The sequence below is a fragment of the Pedobacter sp. genome, from assembly GCF_045628745.1.
Classification (GTDB): Bacteria; Bacteroidota; Bacteroidia; order Sphingobacteriales; family Sphingobacteriaceae; genus Pedobacter.
This window is the reverse complement of record NZ_JAZQPU010000205.1, coordinates 1-9403: the sequence shown is the minus strand read 5'-3', so window position 1 is coordinate 9403 and position 9403 is coordinate 1. Positions and strand designations below refer to the sequence as shown.

9 protein-coding genes are annotated in these 9403 nt (G+C 38.9%); 7 read left to right on the top strand and 2 right to left on the bottom strand.

Annotated features, from left to right (window positions below):
• Positions 1 to 261: 261 nt before the first annotated feature.
• Both ACR2F7_RS07810 and ACR2F7_RS07805 read left to right on the top strand, forming a co-directional pair.
• Positions 262 to 1578 (top strand): M20 metallopeptidase family protein, encoded by a 1317-nt coding sequence (locus ACR2F7_RS07810; RefSeq protein ID WP_432713022.1) that lies wholly within the window; start codon positions 262 to 264, stop codon positions 1576 to 1578.
• Between the two features lie 302 nt (positions 1579 to 1880).
• On the top strand, positions 1881 to 2867 hold the full coding sequence (locus tag ACR2F7_RS07805) for a S41 family peptidase (RefSeq protein ID WP_432713021.1): 987 nt from the start codon (positions 1881 to 1883) through the stop codon (positions 2865 to 2867).
• Positions 2868 to 3201: 334 nt separating this feature from the next.
• On the opposite strand, the gene ACR2F7_RS07800 is transcribed toward ACR2F7_RS07805, so the two are convergent.
• Positions 3202 to 4113 carry a helix-turn-helix domain-containing protein gene (locus ACR2F7_RS07800; RefSeq protein WP_432713020.1) on the bottom strand — a complete coding sequence of 304 codons (912 nt, stop codon included), beginning with the start codon at positions 4111 to 4113 and terminating at the stop codon, positions 3202 to 3204.
• 161 nt (positions 4114 to 4274) lie between these two features.
• Between ACR2F7_RS07800 and ACR2F7_RS07795 the strand changes: the two genes are divergently transcribed.
• Positions 4275 to 5261, top strand: coding sequence for an aldo/keto reductase (locus ACR2F7_RS07795; RefSeq protein ID WP_432713019.1), 987 nt, complete (start codon positions 4275 to 4277; stop codon positions 5259 to 5261).
• Between the two features lie 831 nt (positions 5262 to 6092).
• Here the strand turns inward: ACR2F7_RS07795 and ACR2F7_RS07790 are convergent.
• Positions 6093 to 7097, bottom strand: coding sequence for a PDDEXK nuclease domain-containing protein (locus tag ACR2F7_RS07790; protein WP_432713018.1), 1005 nt, complete (start codon positions 7095 to 7097; stop codon positions 6093 to 6095).
• A gap of 644 nt (positions 7098 to 7741) precedes the next feature.
• Here ACR2F7_RS07790 and ACR2F7_RS07785 point away from each other — a divergent pair.
• From ACR2F7_RS07785 to ACR2F7_RS07770, 4 genes are all read left to right on the top strand, one after another.
• Complete coding sequence (locus ACR2F7_RS07785; protein ID WP_432713017.1) at positions 7742 to 8092, top strand: DUF4262 domain-containing protein; 351 nt, start codon at positions 7742 to 7744, stop codon at positions 8090 to 8092.
• 28 nt (positions 8093 to 8120) lie between these two features.
• Positions 8121 to 8405, top strand: coding sequence for an IS66 family insertion sequence element accessory protein TnpA (gene tnpA, locus ACR2F7_RS07780; RefSeq protein WP_432713016.1), 285 nt, complete (start codon positions 8121 to 8123; stop codon positions 8403 to 8405).
• A gap of 1 nt (position 8406) precedes the next feature.
• Positions 8407 to 8745 (top strand): IS66 family insertion sequence element accessory protein TnpB, encoded by a 339-nt coding sequence (gene tnpB / locus ACR2F7_RS07775; protein WP_432713015.1) that lies wholly within the window; start codon positions 8407 to 8409, stop codon positions 8743 to 8745.
• A 50-nt stretch (positions 8746 to 8795) separates the two neighbouring features.
• Positions 8796 to 9403: IS66 family transposase zinc-finger binding domain-containing protein (locus tag ACR2F7_RS07770; RefSeq protein ID WP_432713014.1), on the top strand; the 608-nt coding region annotated here is incomplete at its 3' end.

Genomic DNA, 9403 nt, shown 5'->3' with positions numbered 1-9403 from the left:
TGTAACTAGCAACTTTGTACCATCAGTTTTTCGCAAAAGTAATTCACCACTGAATTAGCTAAAAACGAAAAAAGGCCGCATCTTTTGGTGTGAAACAAAATCGATGGCGGCCAATAAATAAAAACAAAGTTTTTATGTGGTATAAAGTTAAAGAATTATTTGAATCCGGCTTGAATATTAGTCAGGTTCATGTCGAAACGGGACTAGACAGAGTGTAACATTATCAGTTTTTAGGTCGTCATAGGGGGCAGAGATCAACATATGAAAATCATTCTATCACTACTTCTTACCATTTTCAGTCTTTCAAGCTTCGGGCAGTCAAGAAACGAAACGCTAACGAATTTACTAGAAACAACATCTAAAGAAGTCTTAACTCACAAATTGGTCAGCATAGAAACTGATAAAATTTATGATAAGCTGGTAAAAATCAGAAGGGATTTTCATGCAAACCCTGAATTGGCAGGAGAAGAAAAACGCACCCAGAAAATCATAAAGCAATATTTGATAAATTTAGGGATTGAAGTTGATACAAATATTTACTCGCATAGTATTGTAGGGATTCTAAAAGGAGGAATAAATGGGGGAAAGAAGATTGCCTGGAGAGCTGACATGGATGCTTTACCAAATGATTTTCCTGACGCGGTTGACTTTAAGTCCAAAATAAAAGGGGTGCAACATGGTTGTGGCCATGATGTACATTTAGCAATTGGGCTGGGAATAGCCGAAGTCCTTGCTAAACACAAAGAATCATTAAGTGGAACCGTATATTTTATATTTCAATCAGAAGAAGAAACATTTGTTGGAGCAAAGCGGATAATTGACAACGGTTTATTTTCCAAAATAAACCCATCCGAAATTTATGGTTTACATATAACTGCCCTTCCGCTCGGGCAGATTATGGTTAAGCCAAATGAAATGTTTGCGTACCAGAAAAGGATCAGGATTAAATTGAAGAATGATATATCTAAAGAAGACGCTAAAGCACTCGCCAGCAAAATATATAGTTCACTGTCCCGTGCAAAGACTAACAGTAGGCCCTGGGACTTACAACATATAGGTGACCCGTTCATTGGATTAATAAATCCAAATACCATTTTTAAAGATTACTTGATTATGGATGAACCTTTTAAAATCTATTCCAAAAATGACGAACTGTTTTTAGATACCTATTTATACGAGACAGATCAATCGAAGCTCGGAAAATTAATACCTAAAATTGAACAACTAATCAGAGAGGAAAAATATGCGAACAAATTGCTGTCCGTCTCATTTGTACAGGAAAATCCAACAGTAGTTAATGATGAAAACTTGACTAAGGAAGCGATAAAGGTCATAAATAAGGCCTATGGTAATCATTCGATTGTCCGTGACTATGGACAGGTACCATATTTTAATGATGATTTCGCCTATTTTCAACAAAAAGTACCAGGTGTATATTTCTTCTTAGGTGGGTCTAATTTTAAAAAAGGAATGATCGCAATGAATCACGCACCTAATTTCGCTGTTGATGAAGAAAGTATAAAAATTGGTGTGAGAAGTTTTTCATCTCTGATTCTTGAAAGGCTAAATTCAAAATAAACAAGCGAGCTAATAATAGGTATAATTCTGCCCAATAAAATTACTGGCCACCAAATAGCTTTAAAGTATCTGAGCTTAAGAGGAATATTTATTTTTATTAAAATTCCTGTTTTTACGACAAATTTCAAGAATGTTCGAAAACATCTCTTTTGATATTTAAGCTTAGGTACTAAACGGTATTTTTACCGCTATGATGCGCTAACGGTCATGAAGCCCAATTAATGAAATGAAATTTAACCTGATCTCTACTATAAAATTATAATTTTATGTTCTTGATATATTTAATCACTAAATAATTTCAAATGCGAATCCTAGCAATGTTGCTATTAACAATCTTACTGTGTTGCAAGGCGGCTTATAGTCAGCAAGAGCCGATTAAAGCAGATAGCTTGTCTAAGCTATTGCAAGAGGTTTTTTATAAGATAAAACAAAACTCCGTTTTTAGAAAAAGAGTCAATTGGCAGGAACTTGAGCACCAGATTTTCGATTCTAACTTCAGAAGAATAACGGAAGGGGATTTTAAAGATAAGATTAGGTTAATCTTTACAACAATCGGGGATAATCATGGGGCTTTTTTTTATAATATGGAGCGACTCGGCATGGATCAATCTTGGAAACAGACACTGAGAATACCTGAAAACATCCCCAAGAAAGTAAATCTAAAAACTACATTACTTGAAGAAGGGTATGGATATATGCTCGTTCCACCTAACAACAAATTTGACCGTGAAACCTGCCAGCGTTATCAAGACAGTTTATGCCATCTAGGATTTGAAAATTTGAAAGGCTTAGTAATTGACCTTAGATTAAATCAAGGTGGAAGTGTTTATCCTTTATTTGGCGGTTTGAATCAAGTATATGGAACTAAATATTTTGGGTCCAACATGACCCTTGAAAGAAAAATTTTACAAAAATGGACTGTTGATAATGGAGCTTTTGGACGAAATCAAATTCACAATCGCTGTAAAGCTAATCCTAAATTGAAAGTCGTAGTGCTAATGAGCCGAATAACTGCAAGTGCGGGGGAAATGATGGCAGTGGGACTAAAAGGAAGGCCAAAAACTTTGTTTATTGGAGAGCCAACAGCTGGTCTGACGACCATGAATCTCACCTTAAAACTAGGTGAAAATACCCTTGCAGTTGCTGCAAGTATTATTGCCGACCGTAATGGTGTTATCTACTTAGATAGTGTACTCCCAGACCTCACCATTATCAATGGTGATAATTTTAATGACTTATCTAGAGATACTAAAATCCTTGCTGCTCTGGAGTGGATGAAAAAGCGATAATGCGTAAGCTCGAAATCAATCATTTCTTTTTTGCCGATTATCATAAACTCTTTCCATTAATCAAAGCCATTTTTGGTATTTTGATAATGAGTTTTTAATGATGATATTTAGCACGAAAATAGGCTACGCCAAGATATAAATTTTAATAATAAATTGCCGTACGTAGGTTTTCTACATTCAACCTTATTTTCCGTTTCTCACCTATCTAAATTTTTAAAATCTTCAACCAGTTGAACTTTTTTGTAATCCAGTGGGTGACCTCTAAACCAGCACATGGAATGAGACAGAATGTGAAGCCATCTGCGAAAAGATAAATACAGACTAAGCCGATTACTCACCATGGAAGCGGCCGTTTCATTATCCGGTAATCATTCGGCGTAACGCCTACTTTTTGTTTAAATAAACGGGTGAAATGCTGGGAATATTTAAAGCCCAATTCGTAGGCAATTTCACTGACTGATTTATTCATTTCAAACAGTCTCTCTTTCGCCACATCTATCACTTTTAATTGAATGTATTCCTGAGCAGATCTGCCGGTTTCTTTCTTCACCAGGTCACCAAAATAGTTGGGTGATAAATATAGGGCTTCGGCGCAATAAGCTACGGAAGGCAAGCCTTCGTTCTGCGGCTTATCCGATGAAAAATAGCCGTTCAATAAGTATTCAAAACGTTCCAGGGTTCCTTTGTTTACATTGTCGCGCGTAATGAACTGGCGGTCGTAAAAACGGATGCAATAATCGAGCAGCAACCCGATGTTAGCTGCAATCAGCCCTTTGCTGTGCTTGTCTATGTTATGATCGAGTTCATACTCAATTTTTGAGAAGCAATCAATCACAATACTTTTCTCTTTATCCGACAGGTGAAGCGCTTCATTTACATTATACGAAAAGAAAGAATAATCATGAATGTGTTTGCCCAAATGAGTGCCCTTTATCAGATCGGGATGAAAGAGCAACACCCAGCCCGTCGGGGCAAAAAGATCAATGCCCGGTTGCACACCTACCACCTGTCCGGGCGCTACAAATACTAAACTTCCATCCTGGTAGTCATAGTGCCTTCTTCCATAGCGCAACTGGCCACTATTCAGTTCTTTCAGCCCCACTGCATACAACCCTATGTTGAATGACTTTGCAGGTACCGGTTGCGCTTTGGAGAGGTCAATCACAGTAACCAGAGGATGTTTGGTAGCTACGCCCCGCATGGCATTGTATTGTGCGATGCTGCTAATTTTTATAATCTCTTCCATACCTTATTCATTTATCCCTACAAAAATACAAGTTCCAGCAAGCGCTTTTTAATACCGGCCTTCCAGATCAGTAATATTGGTAGGAGAACCCGTAATCAGTATACAAAACGGCTCGGCCTTCTTTATCAATTTTGTAGAAGCAAACATAATATATATATAAAATGAAAACACGATATTTAGGAAACGCAGGATTAGAAGTGTCCGAAATTGGTTTCGGCTGCATGGGACTAAGCCATGGTTACGCTAACCAGCCGGATCGCAATGAAGCCATTCGCGTTTTACGCGATGCCGTGGAACAGGGTATTACCTTCTTTGATACTGCAGAGGTTTATGGTCCTTATACCAACGAGGACATCGTTGGAGAGGCTCTGGAGCCGTACAAGAACAAGGTGGTCATCGCCACCAAATTTGGATTCAAGAATGGATCTAACGCTGAACTCGACAGTCGCCCGGAGACAATTCGCAAAGTTGTGGACGCATCGCTCAAGCGCCTGCGCATAGATACGATCGATCTCCTCTACCAGCACCGTGTGGATCCGACTGTTCCCATTGAGGATGTGGCTGGAACCGTGAAGGATTTGATTGCTTCTGGCAAGGTAAAGCACTTTGGGCTATCAGAGGCTGATATCGTAAACATCCGTAAAGCCCACGCCGAGCAACCTGTTACAGCATTACAGAGCGAGTACTCCCTTTGGTGGCGCGAACCCGAAGAAAAGGTCTTTTCCGTGCTTGAGGAACTCGGAATTGGTTTTGTGCCCTTCAGCCCACTCGGCAGAGGCTTTCTGACCGGCAAAATTAATCCCAACACGCTCTTTGAGAAAGAGGATGGCCGGAGTTACTTCCCCCGTTTTCAAAAAGAAAACATGGAAGCCAATCAAGCCTTTGTGGATGTTCTTGACCGCGTTGCGATGGAGAAGGGAGCCTCCACCGCGCAGGTGGCGCTCGCCTGGATCCTTGCACAGAAGCCATGGATCGTGCCGATTCCGGGCACCACAAAATCGGCACGCGTAAAGGAAAATATTGGCGCAGCAACGCTGGAGCTTTCTCCCGCAGAGCTCAGCACCATCACCCAGGGCGCAGATAGCATCGAAGCCAAAGGCGGCCGGTTTCCAGAAAATCTGGACAAAGTGATAGACCGGAAACGTTAGACTTTGAGTTGTCTTCCGATGATATGACAACTATCAAATCACTAGATAAAGGTAGTGGACTAATTTATCCTGTTTAAAAGACGTTTGAAATTAGTAAACCTAAGGAGGTAACATCATCAAAAAATCGTCGTGGCTTTTGCACAACTCTAATAAGTGTCAATTTATGCTTTCATTAAAGTGGCGAGATGCGTAAATTAAATGTTTCAGCTTTCGAGTAAGATTCACTAGTAGTTCTGAATAGTCAACTGACCAAAGCTTAATTAATAGAAATAATTTTCATGCTGCCAAAGTAGATAAAGACATACGCTTGGCTAAAATTATTTAACCTTAAAATACAGTAGTTTTGATGCTTTAATCCGTAGCGTATATTTACATCATACGGCGGTTTATGATTTAAACTATTAAAAGCAAGGCCTTAAAGCTCCTTTGGGAAAAGGGGGATGGAAGTAGGCTGCCAGCGATGCAGTTAAAGAAAGTAACGCATGAAACAAGATCAGATTATTATTTATTAGACCCCGAATGGGGAAACTAAAATTGATGTAAAGATTGAAGGGGAGACGATTTGGTTGAGTCAGAAACTAATATCACAATTGTTTGATAAAGATGCTGATACAATTGGATTGCATATAAAAAATATTTTAGCAGAGGTGGAATTGGAAGAGGCTGCAACTACCGAGCTTTTCTCGGTAGTTCAATAAGAAGGAAAAAAGAAGGGTAATAGTGAATTCGTCATATATAGCGCCAAATGGCAGATTGCTTAGTGGTAATATTACGGGTCAGTCATTGAAGTAAATTATTAGCACTTGGTCTTTGTAAACGTACATTACTTATTTAAGCACCATTTATAATTTGCTTCACTTTATTCTCAAGCTGTTTTTGATCGGGTAGGTAGAGCTGGTATTTTGAAACGAAGATTTTGTTTGAAAGTCCACCAGTAGCATATTTGACCAAGAATTCATGTTTATCTGCAGCAATGATTATTCCTACAGGCTCATTATCTCCTTCTGTATTCTCTTCTTCCTTAAAATAGTTAAGGTACAGATTCATTTGTCCAATGTCTTGATGTTTAACCTTTTTAGTCTTAAGGTCTATCAGGACAAAACATTTCAATATTCTATGATAAAAAATTAGATCAATAAAAAAGTGTTCATTGTCTACTGTTATTTTAAACTGTCTTGCAACAAATGAAAAACCTTTGCCAAGTTCTAAAAGAAACTTTTGAAGGTTATTGATGAGCTTGCTTTCAAGGTCCCGCTCCTTTACTATGTTATCTGTTGGAAGTTCTAAAAATTCAAAAATATATGGATCCTTTATAATATCCTGAGATGTATCAATTTCCTGCCCTTTTTCAGCGAGTTTCAAAACGCCCTCTTGATCTTTACTCAGTGCAAGTCGGTGAAATAAGGCAGAGTCAATTTGTCGCTTTAGTTCACGAAAGCTCCAGTTTTCTATTACAGTTTGTTGTTCATAAAAACTTCTTGAGTATTCGTCGGTAATTGTTAAAAGTTCAGCATAATGGCTCCAACTCAATTTTCCAGACACTGTCTGGAAAATTGGATATCTCAAATAAAACTGCCTGCAGAGGTAAATGTTACTTTTTCCAAACCCTTTACCATAGGCGTTTTTAAGGTCTTTAGAAAGATTGGTCAAAAGTGCGCTTCCGTAATCCGCCTTTTCCTTGCCTTTCTGCTCAAACTCAATGATATGCCTACCAATTTCCCAATTTGCTTTTACAAGTTCATGGTTTATCGCTTTAACTGCATTTTCTCTAGCCTTTAAAAGCGTAGAGCCGATATCATTAATTAATTTTTTGTAGGTAGTCTCTACATTAGGCATAACGACTTTTTATAAAGGTAAATTTACCAAAATATGTTTGCTATCACTAATTATGCTGGCAATGGTAATACCAACTGTAACCCTCCCTTTTTTCAAAACATATAATACCATATCTTTAAGCATGTGGGAATCTCAAAGTAAAGAAACTAAAGCAATACAAATTGCACTACTTTATGTCGGCTTGGGAACTCTAAGTGTTTGTTCAGTTTATCCAAGTGATTCTTTTTACGGTAGCTGGTCTACATTTGGTCTATTGATCACCTTTCCAGTTTCGGTAATAAGCTTCGGGTACAGGTTTGCGGAGTCTCAAAACCTTTATCCCGTATTTATTATTCAACTTGTTATGTTATTGGTGACATACTTAATACTAAGGAAAATTTTAAAGACTTAAAAGCCAGGACTTCTTAACAGGATCAAATGGTATAAGTGAATGTCTTAGTATTAGACCGTTTCTTGATAATGCAGTTTACGATAACAAGTGTGTGCACTTAAATTCAATTTCAAATCATTGGCACACTGTTTAAGTAGTTTCCCTGCTAAATTTTACAGGATTATTTTAGATTTGATTTATTAAAAGGATCAACTTATTAGACCTATCCCCAAGTTACGGGCAACCATAGGACGACTTGTAGCCGATAAACATAATGACAACAGAAAACGAACATAATTGCATAGATAAAGACGACATCATCAGTAACACCACATTGAACATTGACAAATTTGGACTTCAGGTGATTATGGTTGGTTCACCAGGTTATATCCCTTCTTTCGCTTACAGCATTGGTTTGACACAGACATATCAACACCCAGAGATTATATGTTTTGGACTTCCAAACGATGTTGGACACGATATCATTAACGACATAGCCGAAATAATTCAAAAGGGAGAAAAAATCGATACGGGGAGGATTTATACTGAAATATTTGAGAACAGCAGAGCCGCATTCATCAAAGTTGAAAAGAGGTATCCGCGCTACCAAGTACATCTTGAATAAATAATTTGCCGGGATTAGCTTTGGCAGCATGAATAATTTAGAAGAAAAACGCAGCGCCATGATAGCGATGATCGAAGATTGGCGATCCAGTGGCAAATCAAAGAAACAATATTGTTTGGAGAAGGGCATTAATGCGGCGAAGTTTTATTATTGGTATTCGCGTAGCAAAGAAACAGAAAGTACTCCCGGGGTATTTATCCCCATAGAGAAGCGTTCAGGTACCAGGGAGATAGAAGTGTTTTATCCCAACGGGGTCAAACTGAAAGTTGATGGCGACCTGTTACTTTTATCTCAGCTGATCCATTTGTACTGATATGTTCTCATTGGGATCTTCACACCGTTTCTATCTTTATTCGGGGCATTGTGATATGCGCAAGAGTTTTGACGGACTGTGTGGACTAGTCAGCTCGGGAATGCAACGCATACCCACCAGCGGGGAAGTGTTCGTCTTTTTGAACCGCAGTGGTAAGCACATCAAACTGCTGCACTGGGAAAACGGCGGCTTTGTACTCTACTATAAACGGTTGGAACAGGGAACTTTTCTTGCTCCAAAAGGCAGGGAAAATGAAATGTCATGGAGTGATCTGATACTGATGGTAGAGGGCATCCATGTTGTAAAGAGTATTCGAAAAAAACGCTATTCACTAGTATAAAAACAAGCTTTTTACTTGTTTAAACGCTGGTAAAACCGTATTTTTCGGGTATGGAAATGGCACTGGAAAATCTATCAAAACAAGAGCTTATCGCTCTGCTTGAACGCCAGCAAACCTCCATTTCCATTCGTGATAAAAAGATAGATTCATTATCCTCCCTGAACAGTTCACTTATCCAGGAACGTGACTACCTGAAATCTCAGGTCGAAATGCTCAAACGTATGCAGTTCGGACAGAAACGTGAGCGCTTTGAAGCTGATCCAAACCAAACGATGCTGCCCTTTGAAGCTGATACTATCTTAGTAGCGCAGCAACAGGAACAAACCAAAGAAAAGATTGAATACGTACGCAAACGACCAAACCACCATGGACGTGCAAAGCTGCCTGCACACCTGCCTGTAGAAGAAATCGAAATACACCCTGAAGGTGATCTTTCAGACATGGTTTGCATCGGTAAAGAAGTTACTGAAGAGCTGGAATGCGAGCCTGCACGCTTCTTTATCAAAAGATACATCCGCTATAAATATGCTGCTAAAAACGGTGAAGGCGTAAAGATCGGCGAGCTTCCTGAGCGCGTGATCGATAAGGGTATTCCAGGAGCCGGTCTGTTAGCCTCCATATTGGTCGATAAGTATGCAGACCACCTCCCATTGTACCG